16 protein-coding genes are annotated in these 17700 nt (G+C 58.9%); 7 read left to right on the forward strand and 9 right to left on the reverse strand.

Annotated features, from left to right (window positions below; translation table 11 throughout):
- Window positions 1-5 precede the first annotated feature (5 nt).
- The gene (locus JJQ51_RS26245; RefSeq protein WP_028754034.1) at window positions 6-377 is read right to left on the reverse strand and encodes a response regulator; all 372 of its coding nucleotides are present in this window, start codon (window positions 375-377) and stop codon (window positions 6-8) included.
- A gap of 131 nt (window positions 378-508) precedes the next feature.
- Between JJQ51_RS26245 and JJQ51_RS26250 the strand changes: the two genes are divergently transcribed.
- Both JJQ51_RS26250 and JJQ51_RS26255 read left to right on the forward strand, forming a co-directional pair.
- Window positions 509-817 (forward strand): DUF3572 domain-containing protein, encoded by a 309-nt coding sequence (locus tag JJQ51_RS26250; protein ID WP_269245494.1) that lies wholly within the window; start codon window positions 509-511, stop codon window positions 815-817.
- A 2-nt stretch (window positions 818-819) separates the two neighbouring features.
- Entirely contained in the window at window positions 820-1467 is a 648-nt protein-coding gene (locus JJQ51_RS26255; protein ID WP_269245495.1) for a hypothetical protein, read from the forward strand.
- Window positions 1468-1484: 17 nt separating this feature from the next.
- Here the strand turns inward: JJQ51_RS26255 and JJQ51_RS26260 are convergent, their stop codons facing one another.
- Window positions 1485-2063 carry a GNAT family N-acetyltransferase gene (locus JJQ51_RS26260; RefSeq protein WP_069614954.1) on the reverse strand — a complete coding sequence of 193 codons (579 nt, stop codon included), beginning with the start codon at window positions 2061-2063 and terminating at the stop codon, window positions 1485-1487.
- 83 nt (window positions 2064-2146) lie between these two features.
- Here JJQ51_RS26260 and JJQ51_RS26265 point away from each other — a divergent pair, with 83 nt between their 5' ends.
- From JJQ51_RS26265 to JJQ51_RS26275, 3 genes are all read left to right on the forward strand, one after another.
- Window positions 2147-3436, forward strand: coding sequence for a DNA polymerase IV (locus JJQ51_RS26265; RefSeq protein ID WP_113351594.1), 1290 nt, complete (start codon window positions 2147-2149; stop codon window positions 3434-3436).
- A 190-nt stretch (window positions 3437-3626) separates the two neighbouring features.
- Window positions 3627-4670, forward strand: a complete 1044-nt coding sequence (locus JJQ51_RS26270) for a glycoside hydrolase family 25 protein (RefSeq protein ID WP_113328963.1) — start codon at window positions 3627-3629, stop codon at window positions 4668-4670.
- 194 nt (window positions 4671-4864) lie between these two features.
- Window positions 4865-6136, forward strand: a complete 1272-nt coding sequence (locus JJQ51_RS26275) for a L,D-transpeptidase family protein (RefSeq protein WP_113351566.1) — start codon at window positions 4865-4867, stop codon at window positions 6134-6136.
- 62 nt (window positions 6137-6198) lie between these two features.
- Here the strand turns inward: JJQ51_RS26275 and dnaE are convergent, their stop codons facing one another.
- Window positions 6199-9693, reverse strand: a complete 3495-nt coding sequence (gene dnaE, locus JJQ51_RS26280; protein WP_113328965.1) for a DNA polymerase III subunit alpha — start codon at window positions 9691-9693, stop codon at window positions 6199-6201.
- Window positions 9694-10048: 355 nt separating this feature from the next.
- Here dnaE and JJQ51_RS26285 point away from each other — a divergent pair, with 355 nt between their 5' ends.
- Together JJQ51_RS26285 and JJQ51_RS26290 are read left to right on the forward strand one after the other, a co-directional pair.
- On the forward strand, window positions 10049-10636 hold the full coding sequence (locus tag JJQ51_RS26285; protein ID WP_113351595.1) for a hypothetical protein: 588 nt from the start codon (window positions 10049-10051) through the stop codon (window positions 10634-10636).
- A gap of 79 nt (window positions 10637-10715) precedes the next feature.
- On the forward strand, window positions 10716-11183 hold the full coding sequence (locus JJQ51_RS26290; RefSeq protein WP_113351567.1) for a DUF5680 domain-containing protein: 468 nt from the start codon (window positions 10716-10718) through the stop codon (window positions 11181-11183).
- A gap of 7 nt (window positions 11184-11190) precedes the next feature.
- Here JJQ51_RS26290 and JJQ51_RS26295 read toward each other — a convergent pair whose 3' ends face one another.
- The 6 genes from JJQ51_RS26295 to JJQ51_RS26320 form a co-directional block, all read right to left on the reverse strand.
- Window positions 11191-11874, reverse strand: a complete 684-nt coding sequence (locus JJQ51_RS26295) for an ABC transporter ATP-binding protein (protein ID WP_113328967.1) — start codon at window positions 11872-11874, stop codon at window positions 11191-11193.
- A 14-nt stretch (window positions 11875-11888) separates the two neighbouring features.
- A complete protein-coding gene (locus JJQ51_RS26300; RefSeq protein ID WP_113351568.1) occupies window positions 11889-13199 on the reverse strand; it encodes a lipoprotein-releasing ABC transporter permease subunit in 1311 nt (436 codons plus the stop codon).
- A 26-nt stretch (window positions 13200-13225) separates the two neighbouring features.
- On the reverse strand, window positions 13226-14548 hold the full coding sequence (gene proS / locus JJQ51_RS26305; protein ID WP_113328969.1) for a proline--tRNA ligase: 1323 nt from the start codon (window positions 14546-14548) through the stop codon (window positions 13226-13228).
- A 622-nt stretch (window positions 14549-15170) separates the two neighbouring features.
- Window positions 15171-15446, reverse strand: a complete 276-nt coding sequence (locus tag JJQ51_RS26310; RefSeq protein WP_069614963.1) for a DUF1467 family protein — start codon at window positions 15444-15446, stop codon at window positions 15171-15173.
- A gap of 149 nt (window positions 15447-15595) precedes the next feature.
- Window positions 15596-16000 (reverse strand): methylmalonyl-CoA epimerase, encoded by a 405-nt coding sequence (gene mce / locus JJQ51_RS26315; RefSeq protein WP_152096420.1) that lies wholly within the window; start codon window positions 15998-16000, stop codon window positions 15596-15598.
- A gap of 24 nt (window positions 16001-16024) precedes the next feature.
- Window positions 16025-17698, reverse strand: a complete 1674-nt coding sequence (locus JJQ51_RS26320; RefSeq protein WP_269245496.1) for a ribonuclease J — start codon at window positions 17696-17698, stop codon at window positions 16025-16027.
- Window positions 17699-17700: the final 2 nt, after the last annotated feature.

The raw sequence follows: 17700 nt of genomic DNA on the forward strand, positions 1-17700 counted from the left end.
CATCATCAGGCGTCGCCCAGATAGGTCTTTATGGTCTCAATGAATTTCGGCACCGAAATCGGCTTCGACACATAGGCCTCGCAACCGCCCTGGCGAATGCGCTCCTCATCGCCCTTCATGGCGAAGGCCGTGACCGCGATCACAGGGATCACGTGAAGATCGTCGTCTTCCTTCAGCCATTTGGTGACCTCCAGACCGGAAACTTCCGGCAGCTGGATATCCATGAGGATCAGATCGGGACGGTGCTTGCGCGCGAGATCGAGCGCTTCCATACCGTTACGGGTCTGGATCGTCGTGTAGCCGGACGCTTCGATCAGATCGCGAAAGAGCTTCATATTGAGCTCGTTGTCTTCTACAATCATTACCTGCTTAGGCATGGAAAGCTGTCCCTGCATCCGGTATTGCATCCATTCTCTCGAAATATAGGGTCGCGAGGAACCGATTCCAGAAATACTTGAATCGCAAACTACCGGCATTTGGTTGAAAAATAGGTAACTCACCCGTCAAAATGCAAAGTAACTTCAAGAACCCGAAGAAGAGCGCGGCCGACCCGCAAGAGACTGCCATTGCCGTACTCGGCTGGCTGGCCAATGAACCGGATATGTTCGGCCGCTTCTTGGCGCTGACCGGCATAGAGCCGGCACAGGTGCGCAACGCCATCAACGAGCCGGCCTTTCTTGCCGGTATGCTCGATTTCCTCATGAACCACGAACCGAGATTGCTGGCCTTCTGCGAGGCCAGCGGCATTGCGCCGGAGGCCGTCGCCGCTGCATCGGCGCATTTTTCGCCGCCAGGCCTTGCCTCTGGAGAATACTGATCATGGATGCCCCGATCGAATTCGACGTATCGCATATCCAGCTGCAGGAGCGGCCGTTGATCGTTTGCGATGTCGACGACGTCGTCTTGCACTTCTTTGCGCCCTTCCTGACCTTCATCGAGGCAGAAGGCCATGAATTCCTGCCGCGTTCCTTCCGGCTGACGGGCAACATCGTCTCCAAGGCCAACGGCTCTGCGCTGGAAGAAAAGGATGTTCATCGGCTGATCGGAGCCTTCTTCGAGGCACAGGAAAAATGGCAGACACCACTCGATCGCGTGGTCGATACGCTCGGCGAATTCTCGAAAGACGCTGACATCGTTTTCCTCACCGCCATGCCGCCGCAGTTCTGGGAACAGAGGCGGCGACTGCTGGACAGACTCGAGCTTGCCTATCCACTGCTCGCGTCGCTGCAGCCGAAGGGGCCGATCGTGCGCTCGCTGCATCGGCGGCGCGAGATGCCCCTCGCCTTCGTCGATGATATGGCCCACAATCTGCATTCGGTCAGCGAGCATGTTCCGGAGTGCCTCCTCATCAATCTGAAACCGGATTCCATCGTCCACCGCATGGCACCGGCAGCGGCCGCGGGTATTCCAGAAGCCAATGAATGGAGCCAGGCAGCGCCGCTGATCCAGGCCCATATCGCGCGCTGACGCCGCCCAAGCTGCCCTCAGAGCACGAGGCGCATCAGAGGCCTGCCATCCTTGCGCTTTGCAACTTCCAAAAATCCGGCGGCCTCGAAGATGCGCTGCGAACCGACATAGAGACCGACGGATTTCGACTGCTTGGTACGCTCGATCGGACAGCCTTCGAGCAACCGCGCGCCTGACGCACGGGCAAAATTCACGGCCTCCGACAACATGCGGTGGCTGTGTCCCTTGCCGCGATCCTTCGAATTCATGAAGAAGCAGCTCACCGCCCAGACGGAACTGTCTTCCGCATCGGCGGGATCGAGCGGACGCGACACCGTTTTCGGCGAGTTCCATTGCGGCAGCTCTGCACGCGGACCGACCTGCACCCAGGCGATCGGTTGTCCATCATTATAGCCTAGAAGGCCGGGCGGCGGCCCAGCCGAGATTCGCTCGCGGATCAACTGCTTCTTTGCTGCTGCATCCATCGTCTTGCGCTGCGATGTCGGGACGCGGAAATAGGTGCACCAACAGCCATAACAGGCGCCGCTTGGCCCAAACAACGTCTCGAAATCGTCCCATCGGTCTGGCGTCAACGGCTGCACGATTAAATTCTGCACTCCCGCCTCCCCGGCAGTTTTCCAGCTTGAGACTCGCAAGCTTAGAACATAAAGTGGCGATGTTCAATTTTTGTTCTCGTTCCATGACCCATGCGCCCGACAAGATCTCCGGCTTCTGTCGCGATTGCTTGAGCGAGCAATCGGGCATGCGCACGCGCTGTCGGAGCTGCGGCAGCCCCCGCCTCGTTTACCACCGGGAGCTCTACGCACTGACGCTGGCGCATATCGATTGCGATGCCTTCTATGCCTCCATCGAAAAACGCGACAATCCGGAGCTCGCCGATAAGCCTGTCATCATCGGCGGCGGCAAGCGCGGCGTCGTCTCCACCGCCTGCTATATCGCCCGCATCCATGGGGTGCGCTCCGCCATGCCGATGTTCAAGGCGCTGGAAGCCTGCCCACAGGCTATCGTCATCCGTCCAAACATGGAGAAATACGTCCGCGTCGGCCGCGAGGTTCGAGGCATGATGCAGGACCTGACGCCGCTGGTTCAGCCGCTTTCGATCGACGAAGCGTTTCTTGAACTCGACGGCACACAGCGGCTCCATCACGATCCGCCGGCTCGCATTCTCGCCAAGTTCGCCAAGCGGGTGGAGCAGGAAATCGGCATTACCATCTCCGTTGGGCTGTCGTACTGCAAGTTCCTCGCCAAGGTGGCCTCCGACCTGCAAAAGCCGCGAGGCTTCTCCGTCATCGGCAAGGAAGAGGCCCTCTCCTTTCTGGAGCCACGGCCAGTCACGACGATATGGGGTGTCGGCAAGGCCTTTGCCGCGACGCTCGAAAGCGATGGCATCCGCACTGTCGGCCAATTGCAGGCCATGGAGGAAGGCGATCTCATGCGCCGTTACGGCGTTATCGGGCAGCGGCTTTTCCGCCTCTCGCGCGGGATCGACGACCGGACCGTGCATCCAAACGAAGCCGCGAAAAGCGTGTCTTCCGAAACCACCTTCTTCGAAGACATCGGGCGTCATGAGGATCTCGTGCCGATCCTGCGCGATCTCTCCGAGAAGGTTTCCCGGCGTCTGAAACGCAGCGGCATTGCCGGCCAGACCGTCGTGCTGAAGCTCAAGACCTCGGATTTCAAGATCCGCACGCGTAACCGCCGTCTGGAGGACCCGACCCAACTTGCAGACCGGATTTTCCGCACCGGTCTGAGGCTGCTCGAACCCGAAACGGGTGGGACGAAGTTTCGCCTCATCGGCATCGGCGTCACCGATCTTGGCGATGCTGGACGCGCAGATCCGCCCGATCTTATCGACGTTCAGGCCACGCGACGGGCCGCGGCGGAAGCAGCCATGGACAAGCTGCGAGAGAAATTTGGTAATAAGACAGTCGAAACCGGTTACACGTTCGGCGACAAAAACCACAAATAACAATTACTTAGCACAAGTCACCATATGGTGATTTTTGGCTGTGTCGCAAATAATCGCACCACGCGCGCGATTCTTTCGCGCGCAAAAGCTCGGATTCAAACTTTTTTGGTAAATTTCCATTAGGACTTGGGTTCTGTAACTTTCCGGCGGCGTGAACTCGTCGCCGAGTGTGTTTTGCGTACGGGTTCCTATGCGTCTATCGGCTGTATCGACCATTTTTCTCGCCTGCCTGACGATTTCAGGCTGCGCCGCCCGAGGTGAGCGCGAAGCCGCGCAAGCCGCACCGCCTTCGAAAGAATTGACGAGTTCCATTGCAAAGACCAGCAGGCCGGTGCCGTCGGTCGAAATCGGCGAAACGGTTTCGCGCGTCGAGCGACAGCAGGCTCTCGCAGTCGCCATGCCGACGAACCTCCGTCCGGAGGGGATCATGCCTTCCGATCAGAGCGACGACGGTGACGCACCCGTGCCGCTGCAGCGGCCGCTCGCCATGCTCTCTCCATCAAACCCGATGCCCCGCGCCCTGAGGCAGCAGCCGATGCAGATCTACAGCCATCGCTTCCGCGATGCCAAGCCGATCAACTTCGGTACGTCTACCTCGCCCCGGAAGCTCGCCGTCCATGGCGTCGACGTCTCGCGCTGGCAGGGCGAGATCGACTGGGATACGCTGCGCACACAGGGTGCGAACTTCGTCTACATCAAGGCAACGGATGGCGGCGATCATCTCGATCCCATGTTCAAGAAGAACTGGCGTGCCGCCCAGCAGGCCGGCCTGAAGCACGGCGCCTATCACTTCTTCTATTGGTGCCGGACTGCGGGAGAGCAGGCCGACTGGTTCATCCGCAACGTGCCCAAGGAGGCCGGAGCGCTGCCGCCTGTCATCGACGTCGAATGGAATGGCGAGTCGAGCTGCAAGCGGCGTCCTTCGCGCGAGCAGGTTCTCGCCAAGATGCAGGTCTTCATGGACAAGCTGGAAAAGCATTACGGCCAGCGCCCGATCGTCTACACCGCACCGGATTTCTATCGCGACAATCTCAGCGGCGAGCTGCTCGACTACCCCTTCTGGCTGCGCGCCGTGGCTCAACATCCATCCAAGGTCTATCCGGGCCGCAAATGGCTGTTCTGGCAATATTCCGGCTCCGGCGTATCCCATGGCGTCGAAGGCAGGATCGACCTCAACGCCTTCCACGGCAGCGAGCAGGACTGGCACAACTGGGTGGCCTCCAACGTCCACTGATCGCACATAAGCCGCAGATTTCATTCATCGCCGAAGCAGAGTGTGGCCGCCCCGCTTCGGCGATGCTGTATTGGGCTGGCATTCGGCGAACTCACGTTTTCATGGACGCGGAAAGGCATGAGTTTTCGGCAAGTCTTCCTTAAACTTCGAAGTCTAACCTTGGGCGCAACGAGTATTGCGTTCTGGTTGTGTCTATGAAGCCATTTTTGTTGCTGGGGCTCGCGCTGTTGTCAGCCACCGCCCTTTCTCATCCCGTCTTTGCTGCGCCGGATGCCCGCACCCTGCAGATCGTGGTGTCGAAGGACAGGCAGTCGCTTGCGGTCTATGACGGCGACAAGGTGATCGCGACTTCGAAGGTTTCCACCGGCAAGCGCGGGCACACGACCCCGAGCGGCATCTTCTCCATTCTGGAAAAGAAGGTCTATCACGAGTCCAACCTCTACTCGGCCTCGCCTATGCCCTTCATGCAGAGGCTGACCTGGTCGGGAATTGCGCTGCACGAGTCCAACTCGGTGCCGAATTATCCGGCGTCCCATGGCTGCGTGCGCATGCCGAAGGCCTTTGCCAAGATGCTCTATCAAATGACCGAGCGCGGCGTCCATGTCGTCATCGCCGATCAGCCGCTCGTGCCGCAGCCATTCGAAAACGCGACGCTGTTCCAGCCGCTGCCAGCACCACCGCCGGCGCTGTTTTCCGGCATCGAACTGCGTCCCATGACCGCGAGCTTCCTGCCGCAGGCACAACCGTTGCAGGTCGCGACGAATGACGTAACCTCGATCAAGATACCGAAGGCACAGGAGACTCTAGCGCCATCGGCCGATCCAGCGCCGCTCAGCATCCTCATCACCCGGCGCGGGCTGCGCGAAAACGTGCGCGACCTACAGGGCATCCTGAACGGAATGGGCTTTATCACCGGAACACCCGACGGGATGCTCGGGCCGGCGACGGTGCAGGCGATCGAAGACTTCAAGAAGGCACATAATATCAAGACGACGGGCGGCCTTGTCAGCCCCGCGCTGATGAAGGCAGTCTATGCCGCCGCCGGCAAGGGCGAACCGCCGAACGGTGCGATCATGGTCCGCCAGAACTTCAAGCCGCTCTTCGAAGGCCCCGCAATTATCGCCGAGCCGCAAGAAGCGCTCGGCGTGCATTTCTTCACCGCCAACGCGATCGACCGGATCAGCGGAAAGGCCGACTGGTTCGGCATGACGCTCGAAGAAGATTTGAGCAAGCAGACGAAGAAGCGCTACGGCATCACCAGCGAGGAGCAATCGCAATCGTTCGACGCAGCCGGACAGGCACTCAATCGCATCACCATTCCCGACGATATCCGTCACCGCATCGAGGATTTGCTGACAGCCGGGTCGTCACTGACGATTTCCGATACCGGTGTGGGACCGGAAACCGGCAACGAGACCGATTTCATCACCATTACCAACAATGGCGCGCTGGGTAAGAAGGGCTAGAGCCTTTTTGTTTTTACGCAATTCCGGACGGAAAACCGCTATCCACTTTTCCTGGAATTGCTTCAGACCAGCTCCACGTCGATCACGCCGGGTGCCGTGCGCAAGGCAGCAGCGATTTCGGGCGTGATGCGATATTTCTCCGGCAGTGCCACCTCGACCTCGCGCATTCCTTCCTCCTTGATGACGATGAAGGAAACCAGGCCATCGCCCTTGGCGTTCAGATGCGCGGCGACGGCTTTCAGCGGGCCGGAATCGCGGACATAGACGCGCAGTGCCTTCTGCATCTGCAACGACTTCTCCTCCAGCGACTGCGCCGTCTGCAGGCGCAGGCTGATGCCTTCCGGGCGCTCATCTGCCTGGGCGGTAATGACGAAGGATTTGCCGACTTCGAGCACGTCACGATACTGGTTGAGCGTTTCCGAGAAAAGCACGGCTTCGAACTGGCCCGAGGCATCAGAGAAGACGAAGATGCCCATCTTGTTGCCGGTGCGTGTCTTGCGCTCCTGCTTGGAGATCACCGTGCCGGCGAGACGGCCGTTGCTGGCGCCCTGCTTTACGGCGGCGGAGAACTCGGCAAACGGCTGCACCCGCATCTTGTCGAGCACGCTCTTATAAGTATCGAGCGGATGTGCCGTCAGATAGAAGCCGAGCACCTGGAATTCGCGCAGCAAACGCTCCGAGGCGAGCCATGGCGTATAGGGCGGAAACACAATCTTTTCCGGACCGGAGGCTGCACTTCCGAACATGTCGTGCTGGCCGCTGCGCTTGTTTTCCTGCGCCACCTGGGCATAGCCCATGATGCGGTCGAGGCCGGCGATCAGCTGGGCGCGATCGATTTCGAAGCAATCGAAAGCGCCGGCGCAGATCAGGCTTTCCAGAACGCGGCGGTTGATCTGCTTGGGATCGATGCGCAGGCAGAAATCTTCGATGCCGGCAAAGGGTTTGTCGCCGCGCACCTCGACGATATGGTCGACGGCGGATTCACCGACGCCCTTGATGGCCGCCAGAGCATAGTAGATGCGGTTATCACCCGTCTCGAAATGGCGGAACGAGGTCTGCACGGAAGGTGCGATGACCTCGATGCCAAGCCGCTTGGCATCCTGACGGAAGTCGTTGACCTTTTCGGTGTTGGACATATCAAGCGTCATCGACGCTGCCAAGAACTCCACCGGATAGTGCGCCTTCATATAGGCGGTCTGGTAGGAGACGATGGCGTAGGCAGCGGCATGCGACTTGTTGAAGCCGTAATTGGCGAATTTCGCGAGCAGATCGAAGATGACGTCGGCCTGGCCCTTCGAAACGCCGTTCTTGATGGCTCCGTCGACGAAGCGCTCGCGCTGCTGGTCCATCTCCGCCTTGATCTTCTTACCCATGGCGCGGCGCAGAAGATCCGCTTCGCCGAGCGAATAGCCGGAAAGCACCTGGGCGACCTGCATCACCTGTTCCTGGTAGACGATAACGCCCTGGGTTTCCTTAAGAAGATAGTCGATCTTCGGATGGATCGATTCGATCTCTTCCTCGCCATGCTTGCGGGCATTATAGACCGGGATGTTCTCCATCGGGCCGGGACGATAGAGCGCTACGAGCGCGATGATATCCTCGATGCAGTCGGGACGCATGCCGATCAGGGCCTTGCGCATGCCCGCACTTTCCACCTGGAACACGCCGACCGTCTCGCCGCGCGAGAGCATCTCATAGCTCGGTTTGTCGTCGAGCGGTATGCTGGCAAGATCGATAGAGATGCCGCGCTTGGCAACAAAATCGACGGCCGTCTTGAGGACTGTCAGCGTCTTCAAGCCGAGGAAGTCGAACTTCACCAGCCCGGCCTGCTCCACCCATTTCATGTTGAACTGGGTGACCGGCATGTCGGAGCGCGGATCGCGATACATCGGCACGAGCTTCGACAGCGGACGGTCGCCGATGACGATACCAGCGGCGTGCGTCGACGCGTGACGATAGAGGCCTTCGATCTTCTGGGCGATGTCGAGAAGTCGGGCGACGACCGGCTCCTTGTCCGCCTCTTCCTGCAGACGCGGCTCCTCCTCGATCGCCTTGCTCAGCGGCGTCGGATTGGCGGGATTGTTCGGCACCAGCTTGCAGATCTTGTCCACTTGGCCATAGGGCATTTCGAGCACGCGACCGACGTCGCGCAAGGCTGCGCGCGCCTGCAGCGAACCGAAGGTGATGATCTGCGCCACCTGCTCGCGGCCGTATTTGGCCTGCACGTAACGGATCACCTCTTCGCGCCGGTCCTGGCAGAAGTCGATATCGAAGTCCGGCATGGAGACGCGTTCCGGATTGAGGAAGCGCTCGAACAGCAGCGAGAAGCGCAGCGGATCGACGTCGGTGATGGTCAGAGCGTAGGCGACCAGCGAGCCCGCACCGGAACCGCGGCCTGGGCCGACAGGGATATCGTGACGCTTGGCCCACTTGATGAAGTCCGCGACGATCAGGAAGTAGCCGGGAAACTTCATGCGCTCGATAACGCTCAGTTCGAATTCCAGCCGCTCGCGATAATCCTTTTCCGCATAGCCCGGCGCCATGCCGAGCGAGGCGAGACGCTGGTCGAGCCCCTCAATCGCCTGAGCGCGCAGCTCGGCGGCCTCGGCGCGTTCCGCCTCCTCCGCATCGTCCGTGGCGCCGGTGAAGCGCGGCAGGATCGGCTTGCGGGTCTTCAGGATGAAGGAGCAGCGGCGAGCGATCTCGACCGTGTTCTCCAGCGCTTCGGGCAGATTGGCGAACAGTTTCGCCATGTCGGCACGGCTCTTGAGATAATGATCCGGCGTCAGGCGGAACCGCGTATCGTCCGAGACAATGGCATTGTGGGCCACCGCCATCAAAGCGTCATGCGCATCATAATCGTCCCGCGTCGGGAAAAAGGCTTCGTTGGTGGCAACGAGCGGGATGTCATGCTCATAAGCAAGCTTGATCATCTTCTGCTCGTGACGACGATCATAGGTGCCATGGCGCTGCAATTCGACATAAAGCCTGTCGCCGAACAGCTGCTTCAGCCTCAACAACCGAGAGAGCGCCTGGGCGGCGTGCCCTTCTTTCAACGCCATATCGACGGGACCGGTGAGCGAACCGGTGAGTGCAATCATTCCTTCCGTGCCGATTTCATCCAGCCATGATGCTGCAATGTGAACGGCGCTGTTGCCCTCGCCGCCGAGATAAGCGCGGCTGACGAGATCAACGAGGCGCTCATATCCCCGCTCGGTTGCGGCAAGCAGAACGATGGATGGCAGCTTCGCCAGAGCCTGCTGCGGCCCGCGCTTCTCGCCCTCGCCGCCATCCTCCATATCGATCGACAGCTGACAGCCGATGATCGGCTGCAGCCCCTCATCCATCGCCTTTTGCGAGAATTCCAGGGCAACGAACAGATTGTTGGTATCGGTGATGGCAATAGCAGGCTGACTGTCCCCGGCAGCCTTGGCCAATATCTTCTTGAGCGGCAATGCGCCCTCTAGCAGAGAATAGGCGGAATGAACCCTGAGGTGCACGAATTCCGGCATTTCGCCGACCGGCGCTGCCGCGCCGCTGCCACCTGCATCCGCCATTTCATACCCTTCCGCACACCTGAATGAATCAGCGGCATTTTCGGCATTGCGGACCGTAAAGTCCAGAAGTTGCTCCCATCAAATATGGGAACAGCATGTGCAAATGGGGGACAAAACTTACATCGCCATCATGATGAGGGAAAAGCTGGCAACGAACATGACGATGGAAGTGAATGCTGCAACGTCTCGAATAATGTCGGTCATTTAGGCGCTCCTTACTCGTTATGTTTCTTTTTTGTTCCATTTTTGTTCGAGAGTCAATAGACACATCAGGAAATTTCATTGGACGGTTTTCTGCCCTCAGATGGACGCCGGTACAACCGAGCGTTATGCAAGGGCAAACAGGGAGATCACGATGAAATCACTTGCCGGCGCTCTCGCCATTCTTTTGACCGCAACTGCGGCTCAAGCAGAAAATACATCTGTACCCGAGCGCATCGTCGACGCCGCGATCGGCGACTGGAACAAGGACGGGAAACCGGACCTTGCCATTCTGGTAGCTCCCCCGGCGGACAAGCAGGCCGAAACCTCCATCGGCATCTACATTTATCTGCGTGACAACGAGCATTCCCTATTGCAATTGGCAGCAAGCGCTCCTGACAAGATCTGGGGTAGAGCCAGCGGTGTTTACGGCCAGGAACCTTCGATCGCCGCGCTGCCGAACGGTTCGATCGCAATCACCTCGCAGAACGATGCAATCGGCCGCGATCGTTGGCATCAAACGCTAACACTTGCCTATCGCAACAACGGTTTCGTGGTGGCCGGCTACACTTACGATGCCCGCGATACGCTCGAACCGGATAATAGCCAGACCTGCGACTACAATGTATTGACCGGTAAGGTGACGAAAGGCAGCAAGACGCTGAAGACCGACGCCAAGACCATCAACATTCAGGATTGGCAGGATGAGATCGGGGAGAAGGCCTGCGGGCTCGGCCATTAACAACGCATGTTCACTTTTTGTTCTTTACACTTCTTCGGATCCATGGCATCTTAGCCGCTCACCAAAATTGGAGAGGGTCATGCCGGATCTTGCCGAGCTGAACGATTTTATTGTCGCCGCCAAAGCCGAGACCTATGTTGGTGACGGCGAGCGGCTGCCGTCCTGCCGAAGCGGCTCGCATGACATCGGTTATGCGAGCGGCCGCTGGCGCTATCTCGACAGCTATTTCGGCGGCACGGATTTCGCGGGACAGGAACTCGTCTGGCATGACGACAAGCCGGTATGGGCCATGAACTATTTCGGCCATATCGTCGAGCCCGATCTGATCGACGGAACGCGAGCCGGCATGGTTATCAAGGCGGCACTTCTGCGCCTCTATCAGGATGAAAAACGTTTTCTAGGCGGCTTCGAATTCGAACATGTCTATGGCCGCTATATCGACCGCAGCACCGGATCGTGCGACCACTTTATCGGGCACGAAGCCATCATGGTGAATGAGCACAGGGCCTATGAGCTGGATTATCGCGGTGGCCTGATCGTCCCGTAACGGCAAATCAGACTTCGACCACCTTGCCTTCACTCAGCGTGACACGGCGATCCATCCGGGCCGCAAGCTCGTGATTGTGGGTGGCAATCAACGCCGCGAGACCCGACTGACGCACCAGTGCTTCCAGCGCATCGAAGACATAATGCGCCGTGGCCGGGTCGAGGTTGCCGGTGGGCTCGTCGGCCAGCAGCACTAGCGGTGCATTGGCGACAGCACGGGCGATCGCGACGCGCTGCTGCTCGCCGCCGGAGAGCTCGGCGGGGCGGTGATCGCCACGATGGCCAATGCGCATATAGTCGAGAAGCTGGGAGGCGCGCTCGCTCGCATCTTTACGCGAAAGCCCGGAAATAAGCTGCGGCATCATGATATTCTCGAGAGCCGAGAACTCAGGCAGCAGGTGATGGAACTGATAGACGAAGCCTATTTCGCTGCGGCGCACGGCGGTCCGCCTATCGTCGGACAAGCCTTCGCAGGCCTGACCATTGACGAGCACTTCGCCGCCATCCGGATGCTCAAGCAGCCCGGCCACATGCAGAAGCGTCGATTTACCCGTGCCCGACGGCGCAACAAGCGCGACGATCTCGCCGCTGCGCAAAGTGAAATCGGCGCCCTTCAGGATCGACAGCCGTGTCTCGCCCTGCCCGTAGTGACGCTCCACGCCAGAGAGCTGGAGAACGACGTTGCGTTTCATCAAATGGAATATCCTTATTCGTAGCGCAGCGCCTGCACCGGATCGAGCCTCGAAGCCCGCCAGGCCGGAAAGATGGTAGCAAGGAAGGACAGAGTGAGCGCCATCACGATGACAGAGATGGTCTCACCGAGGTTCATCTCGGCCGGCAATTTGCTGAGGAAATAGACCTCCGGATTGAAAATCACGGTGCCTGAAATCCAGGAGAAGAACTGGCGGATGGATTCGATATTGAGGCAAACCAGAACGCCGAGTATGACGCCGGCGAACGTTCCGACGACGCCGATCGCCGCACCCGTCATGAAGAAGATGCGCATGATCGCGCCCGATGTCGCCCCCATGGTGCGCAGGATGGCGATGTCGCTGCCCTTGTCCTTCACCAGCATGATCAAGCCGGAGATGATATTCAGCGCGGCGACCAGAACGATCAGCGTCAGGATCATGAACATCGTGTTGCGCTCGACCTGCAGGGCCGAGAAGAAGGTAGCGTTGACTTGCCGCCAGTCCGTCAGGAAGATCTGCCGCCCGGCCGCCTCTTCGATTTTCGGCCGCAGCTGATCGACGTCATCGGGATTGGTGATGAAGAGCTCTATCTTCTCGACAATGCCCTCGGCATTGAAGAAGACCTGCGCTTCTTCGAGCGGCATGAAGACGACGGAGGAATCATACTCCGACATGCCGACCTCGAAGATGCCGGAGATCGTATAGGCTTTGACGCGCGGGTTAACACCAAAAGGCGTCACATCGCCATCCGGTGCGGTAAGGGTGATCTGATCGCCGACCGTCAGGCCCAATTGCCGGGCCAATCGGCTACCGATCAGAACGCCCTGTCCGGAGGCGAAACCAACCATGTCGCCGGACACGATGTGATCGGAGACTGATTTGAGCTTGGTCAGATCTTCCGGGCGGATGCCGCGCACCAGCGCGCCGGTGCCGGAGCCGCCGCGGCCGGAGGCGAGCGTTTCGCCCTCGACGAGCGGCAGGGCCATGGTGACGCCCGGAACGGCAGAAAACTTCTTCGCCAGATCGGCATAGTCGTTTAGCGGCGAATCAATCGGCTGAACGACGACATGACCGTTGAAGCCAAGAATCTGTTTGAATAGCTCGGCTCGGAAACCGTTCATTACGGCCATGACGATGATCAGCGCCGCGACGCCGAGCATGATGCCGACCAAAGAGAAGCCGGCGATGACCGAAATCGAGGCTTCCTTGCGCCGGGAGCGCAGATAGCGCCAGGCCACAAGCCGTTCGAAACCGGAAAACGGGCGAGACGATGGGCCGGCCTTGAACGAATTTTCCTGCTGTTCCACTGCCGCGCTCACCGCCATTCGCCTTTCATCCCTTGTATCGTCAATCAGCCTGCCAGCCGATTGATCGCTGCCTCGACCGTCATCGTCTCGCGAGCGCCGGTCTTGCGGTCCTTCACTTCCACTTCGCCGTTCGCGATCGAACGCGGTCCGACGATGATCTGCACGGGCACGCCGATCAGATCGGCGGTCGCGAACTTCGTTCCGGCGCGATCGTCGCGATCGTCGTACAACACATCCTTGCCGGCCTTCGACAGCGCGGCATAGACAGTTTCGCAAGCTTCGTCGCAGGCCTGGTCGCCAGCCTTCATGTTGATCACTACGACGTCAAAAGGCGCGACCGAAGCCGGCCAGATGATTCCGTTCTCGTCATGCGATGCTTCGATGATGGCGGGAACAAGGCGTGTCGGGCCGATACCGTAAGATCCCATGTGGACAGCATGTTCCTTGCCGTCAGGACCCTGCACCTTCGCGCCCATCGGCTCGGAATATTTCGTGCCGAAATAGAAGATGTGGCCGACCTCGATGCCGCGCGCCGACAGGCGATCGCCTTCGGGAATGGCATTGAAGGCGGCTTCGTCATGCATTTCCGAGGTGGCGGCATAGACCGAAGTCCACTTGTCGAAAATCCCCTTCAGGCCAGCAACATCATCAAAATTGGTGTCTTCGCCGGGAATGTCGAAATTGACGAAATCCTTGTGGCAGAAAACTTCCGACTCGCCGGTGTCGGCGAGAATGATGAATTCGTGGCTGAGATTGCCGCCGATCGGGCCGGTATCTGCCCGCATCGGGATGGCTCTCAGGCCGAGACGATTGAAGGTGCGCAGATAGGCGGCGAACATCTTGTTATAAGAATGCACTGCTCCTTCCTGCGTCAGATCGAAGGAATAGGCATCCTTCATCATGAATTCGCGCGAGCGCATCGTGCCGAAACGCGGACGGATTTCGTCACGGAATTTCAGCTGGATATGATAGAGGTTCAGCGGCAAGTCCTTGTAAGACTTGATGTAGGACCGGAAGATATCGGTGACCATTTCCTCATTGGTCGGGCCATAGAGCATAGGCCGATCCTGCCGGTCCTTGATGCGCAGCATCTCCTTGCCGTAGGCGTCATAACGGCCGCTTTCCTGCCAGAGCTCAGCCGACTGCAGCGTCGGCATCGACAGCTCGATGGCGCCGGAGCGGTTCTGCTCCTCGCGGATGATCTTGTTGACCTTGTCCAGCACGCGTTTGCCCAATGGCAGCCACGAATAGATACCCTGCGACTGCTGCCGGATCATGCCGGTGCGCAGCATGAGCCGATGGGAAACGATTTCAGCCTCCTTGGGATTTTCCTTCAGGATGGGCATGAAGTAACGAGACAGACGCATGACGCTTGTTCCAGATGGTTTGACGTTCCGCTGGCGGCGGAATCGTTAGCAAATTATGTACTGGAGGCAGTTCATAACTGCTTCGGCGCAGGAAGGAAACCCGCATTCTTCAATAGAAGAATTTGACAAAAGCCTGAGAATACAGGGGATAGAGCCCATTTTCGATGTTTCGAAAAAGCGCACGTTTATAAGGATTTACGACGGAAATTCGTCAACAGAAAAATTCTGCGCGGCTGTAGCAAAAAAGCAAAAAAAAGGATGACAAAGCTCAATGTTTGAGCTAATTTTAGCTCACAAAAGAGGCAGGAAGGCTAAATTCTTGCCGTTTCGCGGTCAAGTCTTGGGAGGATCAGATCTTAGGCGCGCTCGTTCGCTGCCCCGGTAACGGATAAGGATCACGCGATACTTTAAAACAAGGCTTTTAGCCTTGTTTTTTTTTGCTTTCTCAGCTCAGCCTCGACGGTCCACGGATTTGCCCGAAATACTCGGCTCGTGCTTCTGCTGAAATAATATACATAGACTGTAAATTCTTTGCTCCACGCTCATGACAAGCGTGTGACGAATTGATGGCGATCGCAAGGCACCCGCATTCCGGGCACCTTTAATCTACAGCTGTCACAGATCACTTGTAGCTTGGAACGATCTGCGGAATGGAATCTATACTCAGCCCGAAATAACGCGAGGCGATATACCACGCGCCATAAATAAGGGCCGATACCAGCGTTGTAGCAAGCACGACCCGCCAAGCACGAAATTTCGTCGGCGCACTTTCGACCGTACCCAGAATGACATGCTCATCCTCGGCCTGAGTACGCAAGCCAAAGGGCAGGACGGCGAAAAGCGTAATCCACCAGATGACGAAATAGACGGCGAAACCGGCGGCAATCTGCTGTGCCATTGTGCTCCCTTCGAGACGAGCCTGCTCGCCTCCTCCTCTTCCAAACTGCTTATAGGGGCAAAGCAGTTGTCTTTCAAAGCGCCGATCAGCGCACTTAAAGCAGATTCAGATTTTACGCCAGTTCCGCCAAAAATCATCCAGCTCTGATGTCACACCTGCTCAAGCTCGATGAGCGTGCCGAAGAAATCCTTCGGATGCAGGAAGAGTACAGGCTTGCCATGCGCACCGATCTTCGGATCGCCATTACCAAGCACGCGTGCACCGCTGGAAACCAGCTGATCGCGTGCCGCCAGGATATCCGCAACTTCGTAACAGATATGGTGCATGCCGCCATCCGGGTTCTTGGCGAGGAAGGAGGCGATGGGCGAAGCCTCGCCCAGGGGCTCGAGCAGCTCCACCTTGCTGTTCGGCAGCTCGACGAAAACGACGGTTACGCCATGCTCCGGCAAGGATTGTGGCGCGGATACAGTGGCGCCGAGCGTCTCGCGATAGGCTCGGGAAGCCATGGCGATATCGGGAACGGCGATCGCAATGTGATTGATGCGTCCCAACATGACCCTCTCCTCCCCGCTCAGACCTCAGCCGCCAGTGCGCGTGACGAATACGGTCACGACCGGCTTCTTGCCCCAGCCCTGGTTGGCGGCGGCACGCACCGCGCGGCGTACGGCCTCCTGCAGCATGTCCAGATCCTTGCGGCGCGCACGCGGAATGCTCTCGATGGCGCTGACGATGGCGTCGAACAGCGTGTCCTCCATCTCCTCGCCTTCATCATCATAAGCCGGCAGGCCGATCGGGACGACATCGGGATCGCCGACGATATCATAGCGTGCATCGAGAACTACGTTGACGGCGACATGGCCGACATAGGAGAGCTTCTTGCGCTCGCCGATGCCCATCTCGTCGAAATCGCCGATCAGAATGCCATCCTTGAAGATGCGCCCATGCGGCGCCTCGCCGATGACCTCGACCGGACCCGGCGCGAGGCGCACGACATCGCCGTTGCGCACCCGCGGCACGGTGGCAATGCCGCTCTGTTCGGCCAGTTCCTTATGGGCGGTCAGATGCGTCGCCTCGCCATGCACGGGGATAACGACCTTCGGGCGCGTCCACTCGTACATCTTCTGCAGTTCGTTGCGGCGGGGATGGCCGGAGACGTGCACGAGCGCTTCGGCATCCGTCACCACATGCACCCCCTGCTCGATCAGGCCGTTCTTGATGTCCTGAATCGCCTTTTCATTGCCCGGAATGGCCCGCGAGGAAAAGACAACGATATCGCCAGCGGCCAGTGCGACATTGCGCATCTCATCCCGGGAGAGCTTGGCAAGGGCTGCGCGCGGCTCGCCCTGGCTGCCGGTCAGGATGACCACGACCTTGTCGCGCGGGATATAGCCATATTCGTCTTCAGCGATGAAGGGCTTGATACCTTCCATGAGGCCGATATCGCGAGCAACATCGACGACGCGCTTCAGCGAGCTGCCGAGCAGCAGCACTTCGCGGCCGGCGGCTTCGGCGGCCTCGGCAATGGTGCGGATACGGCCGACATTCGAGGAGAAAGTGGTGATCGCTACCCTACCCTCGGCATCCTCGATAATCTTGCGCAGGCTTTCCGAAACGTCCTTTTCCGAAGGCGAAACGCCATCGCGCAAGGCGTTGGTGGAATCGCACATCAATGCCAGCACGCCTTCGTCGCCAAGCTGCCGGAAGCGGGTCTCATCGGTCAGTGGCCCAAGCGAGGGTTCGTGATCGATCTTCCAGTCGCCTGTATGGACGACATTGCCGAGCGGCGTGCGGATCATCAGCGACATCGGCTCGGGGATAGAGTGATTGACGGCCACGCCCTCGATCTCGAAAGGACCGACATTGATGCGATCACCAGCCTTGAAGAGCGTCACCGGGATTTCGCCCATCGACTTCTCGTAATCGCGCTTGGCTTCAAGAAGGCCGGCGGTGAAGGCAGAGGCATAGATCGGAACATTCAGGCCCGGCCAGAGATCGTTCAATGCGCCATAGTGATCCTCATGGGCATGGGTGATGATGATACCCTTGAGGTTCTTGCGCTCCTTGGCGAGGAAACGAATATCCGGCAGGACGAGATCGACGCCAGGCAGATCCGGCCCAGGGAAGGTGACGCCGCAATCGACCATGATCCACTGGCGCTGTTCCGCCGGGCCGTAGCCGTAGAGCGCGAGATTCATGCCGATTTCGCCGACGCCGCCGAGGGGCAGAAACACCAGTTCGTCTTGCTTCGCCATGT

This window comes from Rhizobium sp. AG207R, assembly GCF_027109195.1.
In the GTDB taxonomy this organism is placed as follows: Bacteria; Pseudomonadota; Alphaproteobacteria; order Rhizobiales; family Rhizobiaceae; genus Rhizobium; species Rhizobium dioscoreae.